This window comes from Ruegeria sp. PrR005 (genome assembly GCF_010500245.1).
In the GTDB taxonomy this organism is placed as follows: domain Bacteria; phylum Pseudomonadota; class Alphaproteobacteria; order Rhodobacterales; family Rhodobacteraceae; genus Ruegeria_B; species Ruegeria_B marisflavi.
The window spans coordinates 60,357-85,318 of the sequence record NZ_JAAGOX010000022.1; the positions used below are offsets into that span (position 1 = coordinate 60,357).

25 protein-coding genes are annotated in these 24,962 nt (G+C 64.6%); 12 read left to right on the forward strand and 13 right to left on the reverse strand.

Annotation, left to right across the window (positions count from 1 at the left end; all coding sequences use genetic code 11):
* The first annotated feature begins 2 nt into the window (after positions 1–2).
* Genes G0P99_RS12840 through G0P99_RS12850 form a run of 3 tightly spaced genes read left to right on the forward strand, consistent with a single transcriptional unit; the run spans position 3 to position 2,312 of the window.
* A complete protein-coding gene (locus G0P99_RS12840) occupies positions 3–509 on the forward strand; it encodes a DUF721 domain-containing protein (RefSeq protein ID WP_164130386.1) in 507 nt (168 codons plus the stop codon).
* 13 nt (positions 510–522) lie between these two features.
* The gene (locus G0P99_RS12845; protein WP_164130388.1) at positions 523–1,194 is read left to right on the forward strand and encodes a DsbA family protein; all 672 of its coding nucleotides are present in this window, start codon (positions 523–525) and stop codon (positions 1,192–1,194) included.
* Entirely contained in the window at positions 1,194–2,312 is a 1,119-nt protein-coding gene (locus tag G0P99_RS12850) for a CaiB/BaiF CoA-transferase family protein (protein WP_164130390.1), read from the forward strand. Before G0P99_RS12845 ends, G0P99_RS12850 begins: the two co-directional genes overlap by 1 nt.
* A gap of 3 nt (positions 2,313–2,315) precedes the next feature.
* Here G0P99_RS12850 and lpxK read toward each other — a convergent pair whose 3' ends face one another.
* The 5 genes from lpxK to G0P99_RS12875 all read right to left on the reverse strand — a co-directional run bounded on the left by lpxK (position 2,316) and on the right by G0P99_RS12875 (position 8,463).
* Positions 2,316–3,314 (reverse strand): tetraacyldisaccharide 4'-kinase, encoded by a 999-nt coding sequence (gene lpxK / locus G0P99_RS12855; RefSeq protein ID WP_164130392.1) that lies wholly within the window; start codon positions 3,312–3,314, stop codon positions 2,316–2,318.
* Entirely contained in the window at positions 3,301–4,530 is a 1,230-nt protein-coding gene (locus G0P99_RS12860) for a 3-deoxy-D-manno-octulosonic acid transferase (protein WP_164130394.1), read from the reverse strand. The genes lpxK and G0P99_RS12860 overlap by 14 nt, the downstream gene beginning before the upstream one ends.
* A gap of 157 nt (positions 4,531–4,687) precedes the next feature.
* Positions 4,688–5,491, reverse strand: coding sequence for a 3'(2'),5'-bisphosphate nucleotidase CysQ (locus G0P99_RS12865; protein WP_164130396.1), 804 nt, complete (start codon positions 5,489–5,491; stop codon positions 4,688–4,690).
* Positions 5,478–6,824, reverse strand: coding sequence for a TldD/PmbA family protein (locus G0P99_RS12870; protein ID WP_164130398.1), 1,347 nt, complete (start codon positions 6,822–6,824; stop codon positions 5,478–5,480). Before G0P99_RS12870 ends, G0P99_RS12865 begins: the two co-directional genes overlap by 14 nt.
* A gap of 112 nt (positions 6,825–6,936) precedes the next feature.
* Positions 6,937–8,463, reverse strand: coding sequence for a DUF2125 domain-containing protein (locus G0P99_RS12875; protein WP_164130400.1), 1,527 nt, complete (start codon positions 8,461–8,463; stop codon positions 6,937–6,939).
* A 126-nt stretch (positions 8,464–8,589) separates the two neighbouring features.
* Between G0P99_RS12875 and G0P99_RS12880 the strand changes: the two genes are divergently transcribed.
* From G0P99_RS12880 to G0P99_RS12890, 3 genes are read left to right on the forward strand one after another with little or no spacing between them, the layout of a single operon-like run.
* Entirely contained in the window at positions 8,590–9,342 is a 753-nt protein-coding gene (locus G0P99_RS12880) for an SDR family oxidoreductase (protein ID WP_164130403.1), read from the forward strand.
* Positions 9,339–9,947: an enoyl-CoA hydratase/isomerase family protein gene (locus tag G0P99_RS12885; protein WP_164130404.1), complete on the forward strand. Its 609-nt coding sequence runs from the start codon at positions 9,339–9,341 to the stop codon at positions 9,945–9,947. The genes G0P99_RS12880 and G0P99_RS12885 overlap by 4 nt, the downstream gene beginning before the upstream one ends.
* Positions 9,944–10,681: a VOC family protein gene (locus G0P99_RS12890; protein ID WP_164130406.1), complete on the forward strand. Its 738-nt coding sequence runs from the start codon at positions 9,944–9,946 to the stop codon at positions 10,679–10,681. The genes G0P99_RS12885 and G0P99_RS12890 overlap by 4 nt, the downstream gene beginning before the upstream one ends.
* Here G0P99_RS12890 and G0P99_RS12895 read toward each other — a convergent pair whose 3' ends face one another.
* Complete coding sequence (locus tag G0P99_RS12895; RefSeq protein WP_164130408.1) at positions 10,682–10,990, reverse strand: HNH endonuclease; 309 nt, start codon at positions 10,988–10,990, stop codon at positions 10,682–10,684.
* Between the two features lie 58 nt (positions 10,991–11,048).
* Between G0P99_RS12895 and G0P99_RS12900 the strand changes: the two genes are divergently transcribed.
* Complete coding sequence (locus tag G0P99_RS12900; protein WP_164130411.1) at positions 11,049–12,281, forward strand: TIGR03862 family flavoprotein; 1,233 nt, start codon at positions 11,049–11,051, stop codon at positions 12,279–12,281.
* On the opposite strand, the gene G0P99_RS12905 is transcribed toward G0P99_RS12900, so the two are convergent.
* The 5 genes from G0P99_RS12905 to G0P99_RS12925 form a co-directional block, all read right to left on the reverse strand.
* Complete coding sequence (locus G0P99_RS12905; RefSeq protein WP_164130413.1) at positions 12,251–12,844, reverse strand: glutathione S-transferase family protein; 594 nt, start codon at positions 12,842–12,844, stop codon at positions 12,251–12,253. The genes G0P99_RS12900 and G0P99_RS12905 overlap by 31 nt on opposite strands.
* A gap of 77 nt (positions 12,845–12,921) precedes the next feature.
* Entirely contained in the window at positions 12,922–13,950 is a 1,029-nt protein-coding gene (gene holA, locus G0P99_RS12910) for a DNA polymerase III subunit delta (RefSeq protein ID WP_164130415.1), read from the reverse strand.
* Entirely contained in the window at positions 13,947–14,438 is a 492-nt protein-coding gene (gene lptE / locus G0P99_RS12915) for an LPS assembly lipoprotein LptE (protein WP_164130417.1), read from the reverse strand. The genes holA and lptE overlap by 4 nt, the downstream gene beginning before the upstream one ends.
* Positions 14,425–16,983, reverse strand: a complete 2,559-nt coding sequence (gene leuS / locus G0P99_RS12920; protein ID WP_164130419.1) for a leucine--tRNA ligase — start codon at positions 16,981–16,983, stop codon at positions 14,425–14,427. Before leuS ends, lptE begins: the two co-directional genes overlap by 14 nt.
* Positions 16,984–17,059: 76 nt before the next feature.
* Positions 17,060–17,566 (reverse strand): DUF3576 domain-containing protein, encoded by a 507-nt coding sequence (locus G0P99_RS12925; RefSeq protein ID WP_164130421.1) that lies wholly within the window; start codon positions 17,564–17,566, stop codon positions 17,060–17,062.
* Between the two features lie 299 nt (positions 17,567–17,865).
* Between G0P99_RS12925 and G0P99_RS12930 the strand changes: the two genes are divergently transcribed.
* Both G0P99_RS12930 and G0P99_RS12935 read left to right on the forward strand, forming a co-directional pair.
* A complete protein-coding gene (locus tag G0P99_RS12930; RefSeq protein WP_239059809.1) occupies positions 17,866–18,858 on the forward strand; it encodes a porin in 993 nt (330 codons plus the stop codon).
* 106 nt (positions 18,859–18,964) lie between these two features.
* Positions 18,965–19,624 carry a YggS family pyridoxal phosphate-dependent enzyme gene (locus G0P99_RS12935; protein ID WP_164130425.1) on the forward strand — a complete coding sequence of 220 codons (660 nt, stop codon included), beginning with the start codon at positions 18,965–18,967 and terminating at the stop codon, positions 19,622–19,624.
* On the opposite strand, the gene G0P99_RS12940 is transcribed toward G0P99_RS12935, so the two are convergent.
* Positions 19,608–20,108: a L,D-transpeptidase family protein gene (locus G0P99_RS12940; protein WP_164130427.1), complete on the reverse strand. Its 501-nt coding sequence runs from the start codon at positions 20,106–20,108 to the stop codon at positions 19,608–19,610. The genes G0P99_RS12935 and G0P99_RS12940 overlap by 17 nt on opposite strands.
* Positions 20,105–21,196, reverse strand: coding sequence for a GTP cyclohydrolase II (gene ribA / locus G0P99_RS12945; RefSeq protein ID WP_164130429.1), 1,092 nt, complete (start codon positions 21,194–21,196; stop codon positions 20,105–20,107). The genes G0P99_RS12940 and ribA overlap by 4 nt, the downstream gene beginning before the upstream one ends.
* A gap of 165 nt (positions 21,197–21,361) precedes the next feature.
* Between ribA and G0P99_RS12950 the strand changes: the two genes are divergently transcribed.
* The 3 genes from G0P99_RS12950 (at position 21,362) to G0P99_RS12960 (ending at position 24,895) form a co-directional block, all read left to right on the forward strand.
* On the forward strand, positions 21,362–22,048 hold the full coding sequence (locus G0P99_RS12950) for a response regulator transcription factor (RefSeq protein ID WP_164130431.1): 687 nt from the start codon (positions 21,362–21,364) through the stop codon (positions 22,046–22,048).
* A 198-nt stretch (positions 22,049–22,246) separates the two neighbouring features.
* Positions 22,247–23,035, forward strand: coding sequence for an exodeoxyribonuclease III (locus tag G0P99_RS12955; protein WP_164130433.1), 789 nt, complete (start codon positions 22,247–22,249; stop codon positions 23,033–23,035).
* A 66-nt stretch (positions 23,036–23,101) separates the two neighbouring features.
* Positions 23,102–24,895: a leucine-rich repeat domain-containing protein gene (locus tag G0P99_RS12960; RefSeq protein ID WP_164130435.1), complete on the forward strand. Its 1,794-nt coding sequence runs from the start codon at positions 23,102–23,104 to the stop codon at positions 24,893–24,895.
* Positions 24,896–24,962 lie beyond the last annotated feature (67 nt).

Genomic DNA, 24,962 nt, shown 5'->3' on the forward strand with positions numbered 1-24,962 from the left:
AGATGACAGACAGACGTTCCACGACCCGCGGTTTCAAACGCACGGCGATCCTGCTGGGCGACCAGATCCGCCGTGCCGGCGAAAGCCGGGGGTTTGCGGTCAGCCGGGTGTTGACCCACTGGCCCGAGATCGTGGGCCAGGACCTCGCCGCTATCGCCCGCCCGGTCAATATCGGTTATGGCAAGGGTGGCTTTGGCGCCACGTTGACGGTCCTGACCACCGGGGCACAGGCCCCGATGCTGGAGATGCAAAAAGAGCAGCTGCGCGAACGGGTCAACGCCGCCTATGGATATAACGCGATCAGCCGTGTCAGGATCACCCAGACCGCGCCGACCGGTTTTGCCGAAGGGCAGGCAACATTTGAACACCGACCCAAGGCCGTCTCGACCGGTCCCGCGCCGGAAATCGTGACCGAAGCGTCCCGTGTCGCGCAGGGTGCCAAAGATGAAGATTTGCGCGCTGCCCTTGAAAGACTAGCACAGAGCGTTTTATCGAAGCAGAAATCATAAGAAAGGGCCTGAAATGAGCCGTATGGGAACCGTGATCTGTGCTGCCGTGGCGATTGCCGCGGGTGCTTACTGGCTGAGCCTGCCGTCGTCGTCCGGCAGCCTGCCGGCCTCGCCGCTGATCGGCAGCGCCGATGCACAGCAGGCCGAGGTCGATACCTCGACCATCGTCGAAATGGTGCAAGGGGCTGAGGACGCGCCGGTCGAGGTCATCGAATATGCCTCTTACACCTGCCCGCATTGTGCCCGGTTCCACGAGGACGGATACAAGCAGCTGAAGGCCGATTTCATCGACACCGGCAAGGTGCGGTTCATCTATCGCGAGGTCTATTTCGACCGTTATGGTCTCTGGGCTTCGATGGTGGCGCGCTGCGGCGGCCCCGAGAAATTCTTTGGCATCACCGACCTGATGTTCAAGAGCCAGTCGGAATGGGCCCGCGCCGGTGGCCCGGCCGAGATTGCCGACGAACTGCGCAAGATCGGCCGCCTGGCGGGCATCGACAATGACAAGCTCGACGCCTGCCTGGGCGATGCGACCATGGCACAGATGCTGGTCGCCTGGTACCAGGAACACGCCACCCGTGACGAGATCGACTCGACGCCGAGCTTCATGATCAACGGCAAGAAGGTCGAAAACCAGCCCTATGCCGAATTCAAGGCCTTGATCGAGGCAGAGCTGGCGAACTGATGTCACGGGCCGCGCCGCTTTCGGGCCTCAGGGTCGTCGAACTGGCGCGCGTGCTGGCTGGCCCCTGGGCCGGCCAGACCCTGTCAGATCTGGGCGCCGAAGTGATCAAGGTCGAAAGCCCCGCAGGTGACGACACGCGCGCCTGGGGGCCGCCTTTCGTGACGCGCGACGACGATGTGTCAGCCGCGTATTTCCACTCGACCAATCGGGGCAAGGCATCGGTCGTTGCCGATTTTTCAACCGGCGAGGGGCAGGAAAAGGTGCGCGCACTGGTGCGCGACGCCGATATCCTGATCGAGAACTTCAAGGTTGGCGGGCTGGCCAAATACGGGCTGGATTACGCCTCGCTGTCGGCGATCAACCCCCGGCTCATCTATTGCTCGATCACCGGCTTCGGGCAGGACGGCCCCTATGCCCATCGCGCCGGATACGATTTCATCATCCAGGGCTTGTCCGGGCTGATGTCGATCACCGGCGAGCCCGAGGGCCAGCCGCAGAAATCGGGTGTGGCGATCACCGATATCTTTACCGGCATCTATGCGGTTACCGGCATTCTGGCCGCCCTGCACCAGCGCGACCGTACCGGTCGCGGACAGCATGTGGATATGGCACTGCTCGACGTGGCGGTTGCCGTCACCGCCAACCAGGCGCTGAACTATCTGACCACGGGCGAAGTGCCGCCGCGCATGGGCAACGCCCATGTCAATCTTGCCCCCTATCAGGTGTTCGACTGCGCTGACGGCCATATCATCATCGCCACCGGCAATGATCGGCAATTCCAGCGGCTGTGCCGGGTGCTGGGGCTTGATGACATGGCCGAGGCGCCCGAGTTCCTGAAAAACCGTGATCGCCTTGCCAACCGCCGGGTGATGATCGCGCGGCTGAACGGCGCTACTGCGATCCGCGCCAAGGCCGAGTTGCTGGCCGCATGCGAGGCGCAGGGCATCCCTGCCGGTCCGATCAACGACATGGCCGAGGTGATGGCAGACCCGCAGGTGATCGCGCGCGGCATGCAGATCGCGCTTCAGGGTGTGCCGGGCGTCCGCGCACCGTTCCGGTTCTCGGACGCCGACCTGGCCCTGCACCGACCCGCGCCCAAGCTGGGCGAGGACGGTTGAGGTTTAGGGCGCGGGGGCAACCGCCAGCAGCATGTCGCGCACCCGGTCCGCATCTGCCATTTCCAGCCGCACCGGCAGGGTGATGACCTTGGACCGGAACGCGGGCGGCAGCCGAACCGCGTCTTTTTCGGTTGTCACCATCTGTGCACCAAGCAGCCGCGCCTCGTTTTCGAGCCGTGACATCAGCGCGGGCGTCAACGGCTGGTGGTCGTCCAAGGCCTCGGCCCGCAACACGTCCGCCCCTTCGTTGCGCAATGTGCGAAAGAACTTGGCCGGGTTGCCGATACCGGCAAAGGCCAGAACCGGGGTAGCGGCCCAGTCCATGCCGGTTTTCAGGGGTTTGAGTTCCGCCGTGGCATGCGGCAGGTCAATCATCGCCCCCCATCGGGCGGCGAAATCCGCCTGCGCGGCGGCATCCCCCAGCGAAAGGAGCATATCGGCGCGCCGCAGCCCCACGTCGACCGGTTCGCGCAGCGGCCCCGCCGGAATGCACAGCCCGTTGCCGAACCCCTGCGCCGCATCCACCACGATGACCGAGAAATCCTTGACCACCGCCGGGTTCTGGAACCCGTCATCCAGCACGATCACAGTAGCGCCGGCCGCTTCGGCTGCCCGCACGCCAGCGGCCCGGTCCTTGGCGACCCAGACCTCGGCAAAGGCCGCCAGCAGCAATGGCTCGTCGCCCACCTGTTCCGACCTGTGGCGTCCCGGATCGACCTGCACCGGCCCTTGCAGCGCGCCGCCGTATCCGCGCGTGACGACATGCGGTTCGTGACCTGCGTCGCGCAGCCGCTCGACCACCCAGATCGCGGTCGGCGTCTTGCCGGTTCCGCCCGCGTTCAGGTTGCCGATGCAGATCACCGGCACAGCGGCGCGGATCGGCTGACCCGTCCGCAACCGCCGCGCGGTCGCCCCGGCATAGAGCGCTCCCAACGGTCGCAGCAGAGTTGCGCGCAATCCGGGCCTTGCCGGATCGGTGTTCCAGAAATCAGGCGTCCGCACGTTCTGCCCCCCGCCGGTCCAGGCGATCCTGGACAAGTTCGATCAGCTCATCGGTCAGGTGCGCGGTTTCGGTCACCACCTCCCACCCGGCCAGCGCCATCGCGGCGGCGGCATCGGGCGCCAATAGATGCACGACCTCGGACCCCAGCGCATCGGCGTCGCGGACCGATCGCGCGGCACCGGCCGAGGCCAGACGAACATATGTGTCGATATGGTTGCGCACGTTCGGACCATAGAGTAGCGCCGAACCGAGAGCCACCGCCGTTAGCGGGTCCCGTCCGCCCGCGCCGGGCTCCAAAGAACTGCCCAGAAAGGTCAAGGGCGACACCCGGTACCAGAGCCCCAGGGTCTCGGGGTCCGCGCTGATCGCCACCTGGGTGTGATCGTCGATCATGTCACCGATATCCCAGTTGATACAGCGCAGGTCCATATGCTCCAGCCGTTCGCGCAGGGGCCCGGCCTCTTCGGGGTCGGCGACATGCACGACCAACAGCGCCCGGTGCAGTGATCGCAGTGCAAAGCGATGGGCGGTCAGGACCGAGATGAACTCCTTGGCCTGGGTCCAGGCAGACAGCCAGACCGGGCGCCCCCCCAAAGCCGCATTGACGGCCGCCAGCTCGTCTTCCGGCCAGGGCGCCGGGTTCGCACTGACCTGTAACGGAGGCGAAGAGCGCACCTTGGCAGGGGCGACGCCTGCACGGCGCACCTGGCGGGCGGCGGCCTCTCCATTGGTCACGATCAGGTCAAAGCAATCCAGAACCGTGCGCGTAAGGTCGGGCAACCACCGGTGCTTGCGCGCGGCCAGGTCGCTTTCGGCAATGTCGATCAGAACCATGGGCAGCCCGGATTGCGCCGCCTGGTCGATCAGGTTCGGTTTCAGCCCGCCGCCGGACCACAGGCACATGTCCGGCGTCCAGTGGTTCAGAAAACGCCGTGCCGACATCGGGTGATCTTCGGGCAGGACCGATACCAACCCTGTGGGCGACGGCCAATCGTCAGTTCTTGTATCCCCGGGAATGGTGAACAGTGTCGACAGGTCGGGGCGCAACGTGACAAGGCGCTGGGCCAGATCGCACAGGGCCGGAAAACGGCCACGGTCGGCCACGTGAATCCACAGCAACTCCCCTTCGGGCCGCGACGGCATGTCCTTGCCCGGGGGATGCGCGCCCCGCCAACTGAGCACGCGATAGGCCGTAAGGCTGAGCGAACGCGCCATGGTCTAACGTCTCACCGGCCCGGGGCGGGCCGTGAAACGGGAAAACGGGAAAAGGGCGCAGGCCATGCGGTCGCTCCGGCGGGTTCGGTTCAAAATCCGCGGCAACCTAAGGCATCCGCGCTACAGGTCAAGCTTGCCCAATCCCGGCAAGACGCGGTCAATGGGCCGAAATCCCCGTGCCTGCCGGGTCAAGCGCCGCGGCCAGCCCTCCATGCACCGTGTATCCGCCGGCGATCACCCCGGCCAGGCGAGGCCGGGCGTTGTTGAACCTGAGCGGGGCGCCGAAGCGGTCGGTACAAAGACCGCCCGCCTCGCGCAGGATCAGGTCACCGGCGGCAATGTCCCATTCCCAGCTGGGCCGCAGCGTCAGCATGCCGTCGAACCGGCCTTGCGCCACCAGCGCCAGCCGGTAGGCCAGCGATGGTCGATAATCGCGCTGGAACGCAGGCGGCGTTCGCCCGATCCAGTGTTCCGGTAGCAGATTGGGCCTTGCGGCCAGAATATGCGCCTGCGCCAGATCGGCAGGGGCCGAAACCCGGATCGGATCTCCGTTCAGAAACGCGCCACCGCCCGTCACGGCCGAAAACAGCAGGCCGCGCATCGGCAGATAGATCACCGCCGCTGTCACAACGCCGCGTTCAGCAACTGCCAGGGCATGTGCCCAGGTGCGCGAGCCGTCGGCAAAGCTGCGGGTACCGTCGATCGGGTCGACAATGAACACCCGGTCGCGGTTCAACCGGGCGGCACTGTCCTCTGTCTCCTCGCTCAGCCAGCCGTATCCGGGCCGGGCGGTTGGCAGCATATGCTCCAGCATGGCGTTCACCGCCAGATCCGCCTCGGTCACTGGTCCTGCACCGTCGGGTTTGTCCCAACGCTGCGCCTCGCGACCCGAATACCGGGTGGCGATACGCCCGGCCTCGTGTGCGGCACGGATCAGCAGGTCGAGGTCAGTTTCCGGCAAGCGTCATCCCCTCGATCAGGATCGACGGCACCACCCGCGACAGCCAGGTGCGGGCGTCGTTTGCAGGCACCATCCGCAGCATCATGTCACGCAGGTTGCCCGCTATGGTGCATTCGTTCACCGGATAGGCGATCTCGCCATTCTCCACCCAGAACCCCGAGGCCCCGCGCGAATAGTCGCCGGTGTTCGGGTTGATGGTCGAACCGATCATGGATGTCACCAACAGACCGGTTCCCATGTCGCGCAACAGGTCGGCCCGGCTGGCCGTTCCCTGTGTCATGGCGATGTTCCAGTTGCTGGGCGAGGGCGGGCCGGAAATGCCACGCGCCGCGTTTGCGGTCGATCCCATCCCCAGCTTGCGTGCACTGGCCAGATCCAGCGTCCAGCCGGTCAGCACCCCGTTTTCCACGATGGCGCGACGCCGGGTCGCCAGCCCCTCGGCATCGAAGGGGCGCGAGCCCGAGACACGCGGGCGATGCGGGTCTTCGATCACCGACAGATGAGACGGCAGCACCTGTTCGCCCAATGCGTCCTTGAGCCAGGACGATCCGCGCGCAATCGCGGCACCATTGGCCGCGCCCAGCAGATGACCGATCAGAGACGACGAGATTCGTTCGTCGAACAGCACCGGGAATGTGCCGGTCGCGGGCTTTCGGGCACCTTGCGCGGCAACCGCCCGTTCACCGGCGATGCGCCCGATTTCGGCGGGGTCGCGCAGGTCCGACTGCCAGCTGCGGCTGTCGCCGTCGTATTCCCGTTCCATCCCGGTGCCGGTACCCGAAATCGCCATGCAAGAGATTGAGCGGGACGTGCGCCTGTAGCCGCCGGAAAACCCGTTTGTGGCGGCAATATGGATCGTATTGGCCCCGTATCCGCCGCCTGCATCCGACACCTGTGTCACGCCTGCGATGGCCAGCGCAGCGGCCTCGGCCGCCAGCGCATCCTGCATCAATGCTTCGGCGGTGGGTTCGGGGGCCGGATCACACAGTTCCAGCGCAGTCGTATCAAGGTTCTGGCAGATCTCCGACGGGTCAGCCAACCCGGCATAGGGATCCTCTGGCGCCTCGCGTGCCATGGCCACCGCCCGTTCCGCCATCGCCGCCAGTGTCTCTGGCCGACTATCAGAACTCGACACGATGGCCTGCCGCTTGCCGATGAACACCCGCAGCCCCAGATCCGTGCCTTCCGACCGTTCGGCATGTTCCAGTGCGCCACCTCGGACCTCGACCGAGACCGATGTGCCCTGGGTGACCATCGCGTCGGCGGCCTCGGCCCCCGCCTTGCGGGCCGCATCCAGAAGTGCGTGACTGATTTCCTCTACGGTGCGCGGCATGGCCCCTCCTGTCATCCTGTCACCGAGGTAGCCGCCGACCGGACCTGCTGCAAGCCCCGCGCCGCGAATTGGCGAACCGGGCGCCGTACGCCCGGTCCCGAGAGTGTTCAGATCACTTGATCCGCTGGCCGTTGGCCATGATATGGCCTTGCTTGTTGATCTCGATGGTCGAGTTCAGCGTGTCGGGCGCATCGCCCGGTACCGCCAGCATGCCCATCATCATCCGCGCGCCCATCGCGTCCTGGTCCGAAACGAAACCCATCGCGATCAGCTTGTCGATCAGCGCATTTGCCCCCACCAGCGTCAGGTTGGCGACACCCGAGGGCGCGGGCATCCCGTCGAAGCTCTCCAGATCGCTGTTGTCGAACTCGAACGCGCCGGTGCCGGTCAGCTTGGCGCCCACCATCGACACCAGCAGCTGGTTGATTTGCAGGGTGTTCAACTCACCCGGTGCGGCTCCGGTCGCTTCCAGCGTCTCGGCAACGGTGGGGTCGAGGAAATCGACCAGCACCTTGGCCGTCCCCGTCAGGTCGAGCGCGATGGTCGCCGGGTCACGCGGCAGCGCACCAACAGGGTCGAACATGCCCCAGATCATGTCGGACATGGTGAAATCGGTCAGGTTCAATCCCAGGCCAAAGGGTTGCGGCGCATCGCCCGCCTGCACCGGGATATCCAGCTTGAACCCCGATTTCGCCATCGCCAGATCAACCGGGAACGGCAGTTCCTGCGTGGTCATCGAAATCTCGGCCCTATTGCTGGTCAGGTCATAAACCACATGCGAGGAATCCATACCGATCCGGAAATCGCCGCCCTGCGATTTCGAGCTGAAGGCAAAGGTCTCGCCATCGCCGGTGCCGTTCATTGACCCGTTGCCCGCCGTGTAGCTCAGCGTGCCGTCAAAGGCGAAACCCGACTTCAGCATGTTCGAGAAGTTGGCGGCATCGAACTCGGTCGGGATGGTGCCACTGCCGGCATAGGTAATGCCGCTCATTGCGCCGTTGAACGTGCCTTCATCGTCGGATTCGGGGTCGTCGAAGGACAGCGCATAGCTCAGCCCGTCGGCGGTGAAACTCTGCACCATGTCGCGCATCGCGCCGATCTTCATCTGCGAGGTTCCGGCGACGCCGGTGATGTCCATCGACGCGGTAATCGCGCCTTCGGGCATCGCTTCGCCTTCTGCTTCCAGCGCGGCGAGGCTGACCGTCACCTGATCCGCCGAATAGGCATAGGTCATGTCCTCGGGGGCACCGGAGACGACCATCGACATGTTGCGGTTCAGATAGTTCACCGTGCCCTTGACCGCGTCCTCGCCTTCCGGGGTCACCACGAAATTGATCGGGAACTCTTCGGGCAGGACGATGCGCACGGTTCCATCGCCCTGATCCGTCAGGCTCATTTCCGGCAAGGTCACGGCCAGCGCGCCTTCGGCGTCGGGGATCTGCATGGTCATCGACATGCCCGAGATTGTCAGCGTATTGCCCGACCGGCTTTCGGTTCCGGAAACCTCGTAACCCATTCCACCAAGATAAGCTTTCCAGTCGGCCCAAACCTGATCGGCGCTCAGATCGGCCCAGGCGCTCTGGCTGGCTATGGCATAAGCGATCACGGCGCCTGACGTGCGGCGAAGGAAAACGGACATTCCAAGAACCTCTCTGGATAAATTTCGCGGCTATCGTCGGTTGTGGCGCGGCAGGCGTCAAGGGGCAACCACTAGACCCTTTATCCGAGCCAGAGTAGGACTTGACCGAAGTTGAAGGAGATTTGAATGACCGACATGCAGGGAAAAACCGTTCTGATCACCGGTGCCAGCCGCGGAATCGGGGCCGAGGCCGGGCGAATCTTTGCCGAGGCGGGCGCCAATGTGGTGCTGCTCGCCCGCAGCGCCGACGCTGTGGCCACGCTGGCTGCCGAACTGGGTGATCGGGCGATGCCGCTGGCCTGCGACGTGGCCGATGCCGGACAGGTGGCCGGGGCGGTGAATGCCACGGTGGCGCGGTTCGGCGGTCTGGATGTCCTGATCAACAATGCCGGTGTCGTCGAACCGATCTCGCATCTGGCCAGTTCCGACCCGGCCGGTTGGAGCCACGCGATCGATATCAACCTCAAGGGCGTCTACTATGGCATGCGCGCGGCATTGCCGGTGATGCGCAAGACGGGCGGCGGAACCATCCTGACGGTCAGTTCGGGCGCGGCCCACAACCCGGTCGAGGCCTGGAGCCATTATTGCGCCTCCAAGGCGGGTGCGGCGATGCTCACCTCCTGCCTGCATCTGGAAGAGGCGCATCACGGCATCCGCGCGATGGGCCTGTCCCCGGGCACCGTTGCCACCCAGATGCAGCGCGAGATCAAAAGCTCGGGCATCAACCCGGTCAGCCAGCTGGACTGGTCGGCGCATGTCCCCGCCGACTGGCCCGCGCGCACGCTGCTGTGGATGTGCGGCGCGGATGCGGACGAATTCCGGGGCACCGAGATCTCCCTGCGCGACGAGACCATTCGCCGCCGGGTCGGCCTGATATGATCGAGCTGGAGCAGGACGGCGGTCTGTGGACCGTCACGCTGAACCGCCCCGACAAGGCCAATTCGCTGACCGTGGCCATGTTGGAGCGGCTGGTCGAGATCGCCGAAGCGGCGGGCGAGGCGCGGGCGCTGATCCTGACCGGGCGCGGCAAGGTGTTCAGCGCCGGTGCCGATCTGGAGGCGGCGCGCGCCGGTCTCGCCACTTCGGACCTGTGGGAGAGGCTTTCAGGCGCCATTGCCGCTCTGCCCTGCCTCACCGTCGCGGCCCTGAACGGGACCCTGGCGGGTGGCGCCAACGGCATGGCGCTGGCCTGCGACCTGCGCATCGCGGTGCCCGAGGCGAAATTCTTCTACCCGGTGATGAAGCTCGGCTTTCTGCCGCAGCCGTCGGACCCGGCGCGCATGGCGGCGCTGATCGGCCCGGCCCGGACGCGGCTGATCCTGATGGCGGGGCAGAAGATCACCGCGCAGGAGGCCTATGATTTTGGTCTCGTGGACCGGATCGTGCCTTCCGACCAGTTGATGGAGACCGCCCGGTCGTTGGTAGCTGATTCGGTTACCGCCGACCCGGGCATCGCGGCTGGGATCGCAGCCCTCTGTCCATGAGGTTGGCCGCCCTCCACCTGCGCGCCGCCGATGCGGCGGCGCTTGCGGGGTTTTATCGCGACACTCTCGGCATGACCGCCGGTAAACGGGGCGAGGCGTGGCATGTCGGCTATGGCGGGCCAGATGCCGACCTGATCCTGCATGCCGGTGGCGGCGGGTATCAGCATGATCGTGGCCAGTGCTATTGGAAGATCGGCATAACCCTGCCGGATGTTGACCTTGCCGTACAAGCGCTGCGGGCGCAGGGCGTCGCCGTCAGCGATCCGCGCCAGTTCGGAGACATCGGATACTTGTGCCACCTTACCGACCCCGAGGGCTTCGTCATCGAGCTGCTGCAACAGGATTTCGAAGGCAACCGGCCGCCCGGGGCGGCCGATCCTTCGGCACCGTTCGCCGCGGCGACCTTGGCCCATATCACCTTGCGCAGCGGCGATATCGCCCGGGACGAGGCGATCTGCCGAGGGCTGGGGATGACCCTTCTGTCGGTGCAGGAGGTGGTCGATTATGAGTTCGATCTGTTCTTTTTCGGGTTCAGTACCGAAACTCCGCCGGACCCCGACCTCTGGTCGGTGACGAATCGCGAATGGTTGTGGAAACGCCCCTATACGCTGATCGAGTTTCAGCATGTCGAAGGGGCGGAATTCGCCCCCGCTCCGGCGCTGGCGGGTATCGGCGTCGAGGGGCTGACAGCCACCGGCCTTGACCTGCGCGGCACGCCGCTCTTGCCATCGTGATCAGCGCCCCCGGCGCTTGCCCGGAACCTTTGACCGGAATCCTGGCGGGCGCTTGCTGACCCACTCCAGGAAACGTTCCAGCCGGGGATGTCTGCGCAGCGCCTCAATCGTGTGAAACCTGCGCGCCAGTTCCGTTTCGGTCAGGGTTGCGTGCACTTCCTTGTGGCAGATCTGGTGCAGCAGCACCGTCGGCCCGCCCTTGCCGCCCTTGAGCCGGGGGATCAGGTGATGCAGGCTGCCGCCTCCATCCGGGATCGGCCGGTCGCACAGCGGGCAGACCGGCGCGCTCTTGTCTTCCGTGTCCGTCATGGGCAAGAGGATGCACCACCACGCGACCGGTGCAAATAGGGACGGCAGGAAAGGCGACATGCGGATATCGGCCGAAACGGAACGTCATGCCGTGAAACCGGCTCTGGTCATCGGCGCCGGGCCTGCGGGCCTTATGGCGGCGGGCGAACTGGCCCGTGCCGGTTTGCCGGTGGTGGTGGCCGAGGCGAAACCCTCGGTCGCGCGCAAGTTCCTGATGGCGGGAAAATCCGGGCTGAATCTGACCAAGAACGAACCGTTCGAACAGCTTCTTTCCGCCTATGGCAATGCTGCTGGTTGGCTACGCCCGATGTTGGCCGAGTTTGACGCCGAGGCGGTGCAGCACTGGGCGCAGGATTTGGGGCAGGAGCTGTTCACTGGCTCCACCGGGCGGGTGTTTCCCAAGGTGATGAAGGCCTCGCCGCTGTTGCGGGCCTGGCTGGCCGAGCTGGCGGCGCAGGGGGTGGATATCCGCACCCGCTGGCGCTGGACCGGCTGGGATGGGGAAGCGTTCGTTTTCGACACTCCCATCGGCGCGCAGCAGATCCAACCCGTTGTCACCGTTCTGGCGCTGGGCGGGGCAAGCTGGGCGCGGCTTGGCTCGGACGGGCAATGGGCCGCCCTTCTGGAGGCACACGGGGTGGATCTGTCCCCGTTCACGCCCGCCAATGCCGGGCTGCTGGTCCATTGGTCCGATCACATGACCCCGCATGTCGGCGAACCGGTCAAGAATGTCACCTGGCGGGCCGGTACGCTGTCCAGCCGGGGCGAAGCGGTGATCTCCGCCCGCGGGCTCGAAGGCGGCGGCATCTATTCGGTCTCGACCGCCGTGCGCGACGGTGCGGCGCTGACGGTGGATCTCTTTCCCGATCTTGCAGAGGCCGAGCTGTCGCGCAGGCTGGCGAAACCACGCGGCAAGGCCAGCCTGTCGGCCCACCTGCGCAAGTCGCTGAACCTGTCGGGAGCGCGCGCGGCGCTGCTGATGGAATTTGGCCGCCCCTTGCCCCAAGACCCTCCGGCGCTGGCGGCGATGCTCAAGGCGCTGCCGGTCCGACATGCGGGGCCGCGCCCGATGGACGAGGCGATTTCGACCGCGGGCGGTGTGGCCAGAACCGCATTGGACGAAACGCTCATGATCCGCGCGCTACCGGGCGTCTTTTGCGCCGGTGAAATGATGGATTGGGAGGCGCCTACCGGCGGCTACCTGCTGACAGGCTGTTTTGCGACCGGCCGCTGGGCCGGCCGCGCGGCGGCAAGTTGGGCTCAGGCCGGGGTCAGTGCGCCCATGCGCTGAGACGCGGGGCGTGCGCGCATTTCCTTGGCGTAATCCTTGATCTTGCGAGAGGTGACCGGGAAGCCCGCGCCATTTGCCCAGTTCAGACAATGGGTCAGCAGGATATCGGCGATGGTCATCTTTTCCCCTTGCAGGAAGGGGCCTTCCAGCCGCGCCTCCAACCGGGCAAGGTTGCGCTCGAACTCCCATTTGGTGCAGTCGATGACGGCCGGAACCCGCTTGTCCTCGGGCAGGATGAACCCATGCCGGGCCGCGACCCACAGCACCGCGTCGATTTCGTCCAGCACGGTGTGGAACAGCGCATCCTGTTTGGCGCGTTCGATCGTACCGGCGGGATAGGTGAAATCGCCGTGTTTGTCGGCGAGATAGGTCATGATCGCCGAACTGTCGGTGATCATGTGCTCGCCGTCGACCAGGACCGGTACCTTGCCACTGCCGTTCAGTGCCACGACCTGCGGGTCATGCGGGCCGACATCGATATGCTCATAGGGCACGCCCAGCTCTTCGAGCAACCACAACACCCGCGCCGCGCGGCTGCGGACCCGGCCATAGACCTTGTACATTCGGAACCTCCGTTTCAGTTGTCCTGCAGAATGGCTTTCGCGCCGCCCGCGTCAAGGGCGCATGCCGCCTGCTCACATCAGCGCGAGCGCGACAGCATCGCCAGCCGGATCATTGCCCGCTCCACCAGCGGCATCTGCGGCGCCGACTGCCCGGCAGAGCGCAGGGCAAGGTCGGTGTCGGTCAGCACGGTCAGGGCCGTCTCCAGCCGCCGCGCGCCCCAGGTCTGCGCCTGCCCCAGGATGCGGTCGCGACGCGGGCCATAGACCGGCGGGCGCAGCCGGTTGATCCCCTGTCCCGGTCCGCCCGGGTCCGAGGCGCAGGCGTAAAGCGTGCGAAAATGGCGGGTGGCAGCGATGCACAGGCCGGTCGCATTGGTGCCCTGCGCCTGCAACCGGCGGAGCAGCGGGCCAACGGCATCCATCTTGCCCTCGGCCACGACGTTCAACAGATCGTCCAACCCGGCCTCGGTCGAGCGCGGCGCGCAATCGGCAATATCCTCAAGGCTGAGCGGCGCTGCGTCATTCAGCTTGTAAAGCGCCAGCTTCTCCAGCGTCTGGGCAAAATCGCCCGGACCCAGTTCGCGGGCAAGGTTGGCCAGCACCGACATCGGCTCGGTCGGAACATCCCGGATACCCGCCTGCGCCAGCATCCGTTCGATTTCGGCCCGCGACGGCGGATCGTCATAAATGCCCACGGCATAGGCGTTGGGATGGGTCTCGAACCCTTTGCGCAGCTTGGACGTGGCCTTGAGTTGCCCGGCGGTCACCACGATCTGCGCGTCGCCCGGCTCCCAATCTTCCAGCGCGGCCAGAACCGCAGGGGCCGACAGCTCGGGGCAATCCTCGACAAAGGCAACGCGCGGGCCGGGAAAGAACCCGACCGCCTTGATCGCATCGACCAGTTGCGCCGGGTCCTTGCGCAGATCGCCACCCGCCATCCGGGTCAGGCGCATCTCTTCCTCGCCATTGGGGCCGAGCAGGGCCGCGATCACCTGCTGGCGTTTCAACGCCACCCGCATCGCGTCACCGCCATAGATCAGCAATCCGGTCCGGCCTGCGTCGGGTTTGGCGAAATAGCCTTCGGCCTCGCGCGGGCTCAGCTTCATGCCGGCAGGTCCAGGGTGGAGTACAGCTTGGTTGTCAGCATGTCCGACAGAATCGTCATCAGCCGCTGCCGCGCGTCACGTTCACCCGCCAGCGTGTCCACCGTCGACCCGGTCGCGGAATAGCCGGTAAAGCTCTCGACCTCACCCGAGGCCAGAACCGCACCGCTGTCCTTGTCGCTCAGCTTGTAGGTCGCGGTGCCCACGATGGCATAGCGGGTGGTCTCGTTCGACGCGGTGATCGCCTGGCCCTGCGAGGTGGTCGTCACCTTGACGTCAAGCTTGTAATCGGTCCCGGCCGCCGCGCTGCGCCCCAGCGTCTGTTCCAGGTTCTGCACCAGCCAATAGCTGTCGACATCGTCAGGGGCGGACACCTCGACCTTGCCATAGAGCGCACTGCCCGCGCCGCCGGGCCCATAGACCGGCTGGAATCCGCAGGCGGCCAGCGCCAGCGGCAGCATCAACAGCGCTCTACGGTTAAACCACCACATTTATGATCCGGCCCGGCACGACGATCACCTTCTTTGGCGCGGCGCCATTCAGCGCCTTTTGCACAGCATCGGTCGCCAGCGCCAGTTTTTCAACCTCGGCCTTGTCCATATCGACCGGCACGCTGATTTCGGCGCGGCGCTTGCCGTTGATCTGGATCGGCAGCGTCACTGCGGTATCGACCAGCATCGCCGGATCGGCCTTGGGCCAGGGTGCTGTCGCAATCAACCCTTCGCCGCCCTGATGCGCCCAGATATCCTCGGCCAGGTGCGGGGTCATCGGCGACATCAGTTGCGCCAGCGTCATGATCGCCTGTTTCTGTGCCGCCGCCCCGGCATTGGATTTTGCCAGCGTATTGGTAAAGGCATAGAGTTTCGCAATCGCCGCGTTGAAGCCAAAGCTTTCCACGCCATTGGTCACGTCGCGGATGCATTTGTGCATCTCGCGCAGCAGGTCTTCGTCACCCTCGCCCGGCGCGCCCGGGTCCATCGCGGCGATCCGGTCGCATAGGTTCCACACCCGGTTCAGGTGCTTGTGCGCGGCCTCGGCGCCGGCATCGGTCCATTCCACGTCGCGTTCCGGCGGGCTGTCGGACAGTACGAACCAGCGCGCGGTATCGGCGCCATACCGGTCGATGATGGCGACCGGGTCGACCACGTTGTTCTTGGATTTCGACATCTTGGCCGAGGGGATGATCTCGACCTCCGTGCCGTCCTCCAGATAGCCCTTGCCGCCCTCGAGGCGCACCGCATCGGGGTAGTGATAGACCGGGCGGCCATCTGCGCCGGTGGTCTTGTAGATCGCGTGGGTCACCATGCCCTGGGTAAAGAGCGCGTTGAACGGCTCTTTCGATTTTTCGGGCAGGTGGCCACAGATATGCATCGCGCGGGCAAAGAACCGCGAATAAAGCAGGTGCAGGATCGCGTGTTCGATGCCGCCGATATACTGGTCGACATTCATCCAGTAATCAGCCTCGGCCATGACGGTGGGCGTTTCGGCGCGCGGCGCGGTGAAGCGTGCGAAATACCACGAGCTGTCAACGAACGTGTCCATCGTGTCGGTCTCGCGCCGGGCGGGCCGACCGCAGGACGGGCAGGCGCAGTTGCGCCAGGTCGGGTGCCGGTCCAGCGGGTTGCCGGGCACGTCAAAGGTGACATCGTCAGGCAGCCGGATGGGCAGATTTTCCTTTTTCTCGGGCACGACGCCGCAGGCATCGCAGTGCACAACGGGAATCGGGCAACCCCAATAGCGCTGACGCGACAGGCCCCAGTCGCGCAGGCGGAACTTGGTCACGCCAGTGCCCAGGCCCTTGGCCTCCATCCAGTCGATGGTGGCGTCGATCGCCTCTTGCCCGGTGGCCTCGTCCAGCCCGGCGAAATGGTTGATCCATTTCACCTTTTCGGTTTTCAGCGGCACAAAGGCCTCGGTCTCGACCGGCTTGGGATCGTCGAGCGCCACAAAGGTGTCGATCACCGGCAGGTCGTATTTGCGGCAGAAATCGAGATCGCGCTGGTCATGCGCCGGGCAGGCAAAGATCGCGCCGGTGCCGTAATCCATCAGGATGAAGTTGGCGACCCAGACCGGCAGTTCCCAGTCGGGGTTCAGCGGATGGCGCACGCGCAACCCGGTATCGGCCCCCAGCTTCTCGGCCTTCTCGATGGCTTCCTCGGTGGTGCCGCCCTTGCGCATCGCGGCTACCTTGGTGGCGAGGTCGGGGTTCTCGGCCTCCAGCGCCTTGGTCAACGGGTGATCGGGCGAGATGCCGAGGAACGAGGCCCCCATCAGCGTGTCGGGCCGTGTGGTATAGACGTCGAGCGAGTCGATGCCATGGGCGGGCTCGGTCAGCGCCCACGAGAATTGCAGCCCGCGCGACTTGCCGATCCAGTTCTCCTGCATCAGCCGCACCTTGGCGGGCCAGTCATCCAGCGTGTCAAGCGCATCCAGAAGCTCGCCCGAGAAATCGGAGATCTTGAAGAACCACTGGGTCAGTTCGCGCCGCTCGACCAGTGCGCCAGACCGCCAGCCGCGCCCGTCCTCGACCTGCTCATTGGCCAGAACGGTCATGTCGACCGGGTCCCAGTTCACCACCGCGTTCTTGCGATAGACCAGCCCTTTTTCAAGGAAATCGAGGAACAGCGCCTGTTGCTGTCCGTAATACTCCGGGTCGCAGGTGGCGAACATGCGCGACCAGTCCAGACCAAAACCAAGCGGCTTCATCTGCGCGACCATGGTCTCGATGTTCTTGTAGGTCCAGTCCTTGGGGTGGCCGCCGCTGGCCATGGCAGCGTTTTCGGCTGGCATGCCAAAGGCATCGAAACCCATCGGGTGCAGCACGTTGAACCCGTTCGACAGTTTGTAACGCGCGATCACGTCGCCCATCGTGTAATTGCGCACATGACCGATATGGATGCGCCCGGACGGATAGGGGAACATCTCGAGCACGTAGTATTTCGGCTTGTCCGCCGTGCGCGCGGCCTTGAAGATACCGGCCTTGTCCCAGGCCTCTTGCCATCTGGCTTCGATTTCGGTGGCGGAGTAGCGCGACATGGCAGGTACGGTCCTTGGTGAATGCAAACGCCGGGCGTGAACCCGGCGTGGTGATAGATCGAATTGCAGCGAGGTTCTAGAGTTTGTTGTCGGCGATCCGCAGTTGCCGGGCCCGCGACAGAATCGCATCTTCGACCGCGCGCGCGGTCGATGCGCTGACCGGGGCGCCGCCACTGGATTGCAGCGAAACCTTCAGCGAGCGTGCCTCCAGCGCCGGATCCTTGATATGGACAGTTGCTCGATAAGACCGGCCGCCGCCCGGCGGCGTGCCGTATCCAGTCACGATCACGCCGGTGAACGGATCGACCGACTGCACCGGCAGAAAACTCAGAACATCCAGCGAGGCAGCCCAGAGATAACGGTTCACCTGAACCGTCTGCTCGGCCTTCGAGGGCCCGAACACATCCCAGATCGACGATTTCTCGTAATTCGTGGGCGCGCTTTCGCGGTTGTTGGAGATATAGGAATCATCCGCGGGTGCGGCATCAGCGATGCGAACACCTCCACCGCGGTTGCCGCAGGCGGCCACACCCAGGCACAAGGACAGTACAAGGGTGGCTTTGAGCGCATTTTGCAACGTCATCGGACAATCCCACAGCTTTCTCGTGATGAATGTCCTACCCAAGCCGCTTCCTAGGGGCAAGCCTCTATAAACCGGGAACGCCCGCGCGCGTACGGGAAATCGGGCCCAAACCCCGAAACTGGGGGCGAAATCCGCAGGGCGCGCTCCGGGACTGTGGCAAAGCTGCACCATCCGTGACGACTTTGTCCCTCATCGCCCGGCAAGGCTTGCCAAAAAGGGGGTGAAAGAGCGAAACCCCTGTCCATACCCACGCCGGATTCACTGGTTTGGGCGTATGAATGAAAACCGAGGGAAACACGATGAAAAAAGTTCTCTTCGCAACGACTGCGCTGATCGCTACCGCAAGCGTCGCAGCAGCAGACGTTCGTATCAGCGGCTATGGCCGTTTCGGTCTGGACTACAACGACGCCAACGACCGCGCCGTGAACGGTGTCTCGAAGACCACCATCACCAGCCGTCTGCGTCTGCAGTTCGACATGTCGGCAGAAACCGACTCCGGTGTTGCTTTCGACGCTCGCTTCCGTGCACAGGCTGAAAGCCGTGACAACACCCCGGGTGGCGCAGCCTTCAACGGCGCTCGCTTTGGCGTGTCGTACCAGGGCTTCCGCGTGAACGTCGGCAACATCATCGGCGCAGTTGAAAACATGCCCGGCACCTACCTCGAAACCCGTACCGCAGGTATCGGTATCGACGGCGCCAGCTTCTACTCGCACGTTGGTAACGTGAACAACGAGTTCTTCAACTGGGATGCATACTCGTCGGCAGGTACCGGTGTGAACGGCGTCGAATTCATCTATTCGACCGGCGGCTTCACCGGCCACGTTTCGTACTCGACCCGTAACGGCGCCGTTGCTTCGGACCGTATCGGCGTGATGGGTGCCTACACCTTCGGTGACTGGACCATCGCAGCTGCTCACCAGTCGTCGGACGCCATGTGGGAAGACAAGACCCTGGTGTCGGTCGCCGGTGACCTGGGTCAGTTCGGCGTCCGCGTCGCATATGCCGACAACGACGGCATCTCGAAGTGGGGCATCTACGGCAACATGGACATCGGTTCGGCTTCGAACCTGCTGGTGTTCTACACCGACGAAAGCGCAGTTGACGCAGCCGACGTTCTCGCCGGCCGTGGCGACAACCGCGACAACGTCGCCGGTTCGAACGCCAACGAAGGTGGCTCCTACGGTATCCACTACTCGTACGACCTGGGCGGCGGCGCTTCGCTGGAAGCAGGCTACCGTCGTGCGTCGAACGACAACGACACCTTCCAGGCCGGTGTGTACTTCAGCTTCTAAGCTGTACACCGCTTGACGGTATCGAATGGGGGCAGGTCTTCGGACCTGCCCTTTTCTTTTGCGCCAACATGGTGTTTTCCTGCGGCAAACCAGATCGGGGGATGCCATGTCGCTGCAAGAGATCAAGAACCGCATCGCGAGTGCCGAGAAGGCCGCCGGCCGCCCAGAGGGCGCGGTCAAGCTGATCGCCGTGTCCAAGGTACAGCCAAACGACCGGGTCGAGGCGGTACTGGAACAGGGCCACCGCGTCTTTGGCGAGAACCGGGTTCAGGAAGCGGCCGGGAAATGGCCCGCGTTCAAGGAACGGTTCAGCGGCGTCGAACTTCACCTGATCGGTCCCTTGCAGACCAACAAGGCACGGCAGGCCATGGAACTGGTCGATGCCATCCATTCCGTCGACCGCCCGAAACTCGCCATTTCCCTGGCCCGGCTGGCACAGGAACTGGGCCATTGCCCGGATCTGTTCATTCAGGTCAACACCGGGGAAGAGGAGCAAAAGGCCGGTGTCCTGCCAGTCGAGGCGGACGGCTTCATCGCCGAATGCCGCGCGCTTGATCTGCCGGTGCGCGGGCTCATGTGTATCCCCCCGGTCGAGGAGGAGCCCGCCCTGCATTTCGCGCTGCTGGCCAAGATCGCCGCGCGCAACGGCCTTGACGGTCTCAGCATGGGGATGAGCGGCGATTTCGAAAGCGCCATCAGGCTGGGCGCCACCCATGTCCGGGTGGGCTCTGCCATTTTTGGCGACCGGACTACCGCGGCGGGATGATCAACCGGCTGCCGGGTTCGATCCTGCCCGCGATCCAATGCAGATCGCGGCGGGAAAAGGCGACACAGCCCTCGGTCGGATACCCAGGTCGCCGCCATTGGTGGATAAAAATAGCCGATCCACGCCCCGGTTCCGCATCGGGCCAGTTCCAGTCGGTCACCAGCACCAGATCATAAAGCGGATCGGCCCGGCGCAGCCGTTCGTGGCTGTGCCCATAAGGCGCCCGGACCAGATGGTTATAGGCGGCATCGCCCATGTCGTCTGACCACAGATCGCCCGGCCCGATGGGCTGCGCCCAAGGCGCAGGCGATGTCATCCGGTCGGCGCGGTAAAGCATTCCGACGATCCGGTGTTTGCCTACCGGCGTCGCTCCGTCGCCCTCGCGCTTGTCGGCCCGGACGCCGCCCTTGCCGATGGAACAGGGAAAATTCCGGCCCCAAAACCGCACCCCGCGCGGCGTCAGCACCAGATCACGCGGACTCACAGCATATGGCCCGATTTGGCCGCCTTGGTTGCCAGATAGCCGCGATTGTGCGCGGTCTCGCCCACCTTCAGCGGCACCCGTTCGGTCACCGCGATGCCTGTCCGCTCCATCATCGCGATCTTGGCGGGGTTGTTGGTGAGCAGGCGCACCGCCTTGAATCCCAGCGATTTCAGAATATCCGAGCCCAGTCGAAAGTCGCGCTCGTCATCCTCGAACCCCAGCCTATGATTGGCCTCGACCGTGTCAAACCCCTGATCTTGCAGGAAATAGGCCCGCATCTTGTTGGCCAGCCCAATGCCGCGCCCCTCTTGGTTCAGGTAGAGCAGCACGCCCGCGCCTTCCTCGCCCATCTGTGCCAGCGCCCCGCGCAGCTGCGGGCCGCAATCGCATTTCAGGCTTCCCATCAGGTCGCCGGTGAAACAGGCCGAATGCAACCGGGCCAGCACCGGCTTGTCCCGGTCGGGGCGGCCGATTTCCACCGCGTAATGCTCCTCGCCCCCATCCTCGGGACGGAACACATGCAGGCGCCCGGCCTCGGAGACTTCCATCGGCAGGCGCGCGGCGGCCACCTCGTGCAGCGGGCTGCGCTCGCCCAGATGCGGCGCAGCACGTGCGTGATCCAGGCAGGTCAGCCCATGCGCGACGGCAAAACCGCGCCCGTCCGCCACTGCGACAACCACCGCCGCGGGCAACAGCCGGGCGGATTTCGTCAGCCCGATCGCCAGCCGGTGCAGCGCCGCGCTGCCCTGCCGCTCGGTCGTCAGCGGCCCTTTCATGGGCTGCGCCAGATCGTCCGACGGATCGGCCACCGCCTGCACCCAGGCGAGATCGGCAAAACCGGGGATCAGAACGCGCGCCAAATCGCCGTCATAGGCCCGCGCCTTCAGCGTCTCGGCCCGCCGCCCGGTCACTGCGATCACCGGCATGCCCAGAGCGCGCAGATCGGCCAGTCGCGCGGGCGACAGGGTTTCCGCCGCAACGGCCAGAACGCTCTCGCCCTCTTCGCCGGTCAGAACCACCGGCACCCCCATCCGCAGGTCGGCACGCGCCCGCGCCAGCAATTCGGTAATGTCGGGGATCAGGCTCATGGGTCTTGTCCAGTGGCATCTACAGCACGTACCTAGTGCGTGATGGCCGAAATGTGAAACATATTGCTGACGAAAAACACGAGGGCGTGAGAGAATTGCAGCAATTCTTGCCGTTTGCGTGTGGCGTGCTCAACTGGTTGGAAACGAGATTAGGAGGAAGCCGCGATGGCGCAGCTCAAGAAGATCCTGCTGGTGGATGATGACGACGACCTGCGCGAAGCGCTGAGCGAACAACTGGTGATGACCGAGGACTTCGATGTCTTCGAAGCCGAAACCGGCCATGCCGCAACCGACCGGGTGAAAGAGGCGATTTATGACCTCATCATCCTGGATGTGGGTCTGCCCGACACCGACGGGCGCGAACTGTGCCGCCTGATGCGCAAGCAGGGGGTCAAAAGCCCGATCCTCATGCTCACCGGTCACGACGGCGACGCCGACACCATCCTGGGGCTCGATGCGGGGGCCAATGACTATGTCACCAAACCGTTCAAGTTTCCGGTCCTGCTCGCCCGTATCCGCGCCCAGCTGCGCCAGCACGAACAATCCGAGGACGCGGTGTTCCAGCTTGGGCCGTACACGTTCAAACCGGCGATGAAGATGCTGATCACCGAGGACGAGCGCAAGATCCGTCTGACCGAGAAGGAAACCAATATCCTCAAGTTCCTGTATCGGTCCAACGACGGTGTCGTTCCCCGCGACGTGCTGCTGCACGAGGTCTGGGGCTATAATGCCGGCGTTACAACCCACACGCTAGAAACACACATTTACAGGTTGCGTCAGAAAATCGAGCCCGATCCGTCGAATGCGCGCCTTCTGGTGACGGAATCAGGCGGTTACAGGCTGGTCGCCTGAGATATTTGTTGATTCAGGTCAAAGAAACACCTCGATGTTATCTTTAACCTGATACTTAACCCGTTCATGTCCGGGCAATGACATGTACCTCCCTGTTGGACTGGCCGGGCTTCGTGCCCGGCCTTTTTTTGCGCAGGCCATGGACATCGACGGACAAGGCGATAGGTTTCGCCGGACCCGATGAAAGCGAGACGCGCCATGTCCTTTACCCTTGCCACCTGGAACATCAACTCGGTCCGCCTGCGCGAACCCATCGTGTGCAGGCTTCTGGCCGAGGAAGGGCCGGACATCCTCTGCCTGCAAGAGATCAAGTCGCCCGTCGACAAGATGCCGGTCGAAAGCTTTGCCGACCTGGGATACCGGCACGTCGTGGCGCACGGGCAAAAGGGCTATAACGGCGTCGCCATCCTGTCCCGCCTACCCATCGAGGAAGTGGGGCGCGAGGATTTCGCCACCCTCGGCCATGCCCGCCACGTGGCGGCGCGGCTGGAAAACGGGGTGACGATCCACAATTTCTATGTCCCCGCCGGTGGGGACGTGCCCGACCGTGCGGTGAACGAGAAATTCGGCCAGAAACTCGATTACCTGACCGAGATGCGCGACTGGTTTCACACCAACAGCCCTGAGAAATCCATTCTCGTGGGCGACCTCAACATCGCCCCGCGCGAGGATGACGTCTGGAGCCACAAGCAACTGCTCAAGATCGTGTCGCACACGCCCATCGAGGTCGATCATCTGGGCCAGGTTATGGAGGCGGGCAAATGGGTCGACATCACCCGCCAGGACATCCCCGAGGGGCTCTTGTATTCCTGGTGGTCCTACCGCGCCAAGGACTGGAGCGCCGCCGACAAGGGCCGCCGGCTCGACCATGTCTGGGCCACGCCCGACATCTCGAACGCGGGCCATTCCAGCCGCATCCTGCGCGACGCCCGCGGATGGGAGCAACCCAGCGACCACGCCCCGGTGTTCGCCAGTTTCGACCTGTAGCACCCCGACGGATATTGCCGCGCCGCCCCGGCCACCTTACGCTCACCTCAACCAGAGGTGAGAGTAATGAGTGACGCCGACAAAGCCTATGCCGCTGCGGAACAGCTGATTGAAGAGGCGAAGAGGGAGGGGGCCAACACCCTCGACTTTGACCGGGAAGAGACCCACGCCCTCGACCGGCTGCCGCCGTCCATCGCAGAGCTGACGGAACTGCGCGTTCTAGATCTGAGCAACACGCAAGTATCGGATATCGCGCCCCTTGCCACCCTGACCCAGCTGACCCGGCTGTTGCTGGACAACACGCAAGTATCGGATATCGCTTCGCTTGCCACTCTGACCCAGTTGACCGCGCTGTCGCTGGGCAACACGCAAGTATCGGATATCGCCCCGCTTGCCGCCCTGACCCGGCTGACCAAGCTGTCGCTGGACAACATGCAAGTATCGGATATCGCTCCGCTTGCCGCCCTGACCCGGCTGACCGAGCTGTGGCTGAACACCACGCAAGTATCGGATATCGCCCCGCTTGCCGCCCTGACCCGGCTGACCGAGCTGGTACTGAGCAACACGCAAGTATCGGATATCGCCCCGCTTGCCTCCCTGACCCGGCTGACCAGGCTGGGGCTGAACACTACGCAAGTATCGGATATCGCCCCGCTTGCCGCCCTGACCCGGCTGACCGTGCTATCGCTGAACACCACGCAAGTATCGGATATCGCCCCGCTTGCCGCCCTGACCCGGCTGACCGTGCTATCGCTGAACAACACGCAAGTCTCAGATATCGCCCCGCTTGCCGCCCTGACCCAGCTGACCACGCTGAGGCTGAACAACACGCAAGCCCATGATCTGCGGTCGTTGCGGCGGCTGACGCGTCTTGTAACCCACCCCGGATTAAGCAGCCTTACCTTCACCAATTGCACCGCGGCACAACGGGACCCTGAGATCGCGCGGATTGCGGAGATCAAAGATCACGAGATCCGCGCCCTGACCCTGTTCGACTATCTGGAAGATTGGCAGCCGCCCAAAGACGCCGGACCGCCGCCCCCCGACCCGCTGTTCCCGGTGGCCCAGCAGGAGGGTAGGCTGGAGGTGGCCGCCAGTTGCCCGACTGCCGAAGAGCAGGAGGATGCGCTGAAACGCGCGATGCACCGGTCGCTCCCGGCACTTCTGGAGCGTTTGGCGCAAATGGCGGGCAATCAGTTTCCCCGTCTCGCTGATCTCGCGCGGCATCTGGTCCCGATGCTGCAAGACGAGTTCGAGGCGCTGGACATGGCGATGATCCATCTGGCGCTGAACGAGCTGCGCGCCGCCGAAAGGGCAGGGGCCGAGGAGGGCATGCCCTTTCCCGTCCCGCTTGCCGCCCTGCTGTCGAGCGTCTGCGACGCGGGCGGCGGGCTGACGGTGGATCACCCCACCGTGACCCTCTTGATGGAGCGCGCCCGCAAGGCCCGCGACAATCCCGACCCTGAAAAGGACATCGCCGCGCAGGATGCGCTCAGCCACCGGATCATCGCGGACCAGCAGGCGATGGGCGACCGCCTGCGCGCGCTTGAAAGCGCGATTGTCGAAAACCCCTCGCCCCAAGCGCGCGAGGCGCAGAAGGCGGTGAACCGGAACGTCTTGTGGCGGATCGGGGCTACTGCGATCGGATTTGGCGGGGCCGCTGTCGGCGGCAAAGTGATCGGCGACCTTTTGGGCCAGCCCGTCGTCGACTTCGTTTTGGCCAATCTCCCCACCCTCCAGAACGCCGCGCTGACCTATGGCGCCCCCTTTGCCGAATGGTTCCTGTCCGCGCTCTCGAAAGTGCCGGAGTTCGCGGCGATGATCGCAAATGTCCCGGACCGGCCAGACCGCCGCCAGTGACCCATATTTCCGGCAGAACGGGTTGGCACCACCGCATGCGCAGTCCATATATGTGCCAACTCATTCC